Here is a 515-nt window from a genome sequence, read left to right as displayed (position 1 = left end):
CCTGAAGACCATGTACGCCGCCGCGTGTATCACCTTGAGCAAGGCACGCGACATACCTCTTCCCGTGTGCGCCCTGATGGACGAGTGATCGAAGTGCAGGGTAACCCGATGCCCGGCGGTGGTTTTGTAATGAGCTTTACGGACATCACCGTATTCCGCGATGCCGAGCAAGCACTGAGAGACGCCAATGAAACGTTAGAAGAACGAGTGCGCGCGCGCACCAGAGAGTTGGAGCAACTCAACAAGCAGTTGGTGGCAGCGACGCAGCGTTCGGATTTGGAATCGAAATCGAAATCGCGTTTTTTAGCGGCCGTGAGTCACGACTTGATGCAGCCGCTCAATGCCGCCCGTTTGTTTGCGTCTTCACTTTCTGAAGTAGCCAAAGACAGCGAAACCCGCAAGTTGTCGGCACACATCGAAAGTGCGTTAGGCGCGGCGGAAGATTTGATCGGAGATTTGCTGGATATTTCGCGTTTGGAATCGGGTAAGTTGGAAGTCAATGTCCATGGCTTCGC

1 protein-coding gene is annotated in these 515 nt (G+C 54.4%); it reads left to right on the top strand.

The window, feature by feature from the left end; translation table 11 throughout:
* A partial coding sequence (locus R7Q46_RS30360) for a PAS domain-containing sensor histidine kinase (RefSeq protein WP_318078739.1) occupies positions 1 to 515 on the top strand: 515 nt, incomplete at both ends.

The organism is Vibrio sp. 811 (assembly GCF_033339195.1).
Note: the sequence above shows the minus strand (reverse complement) of the source record. Positions and strands in the feature narration are given on the sequence as shown.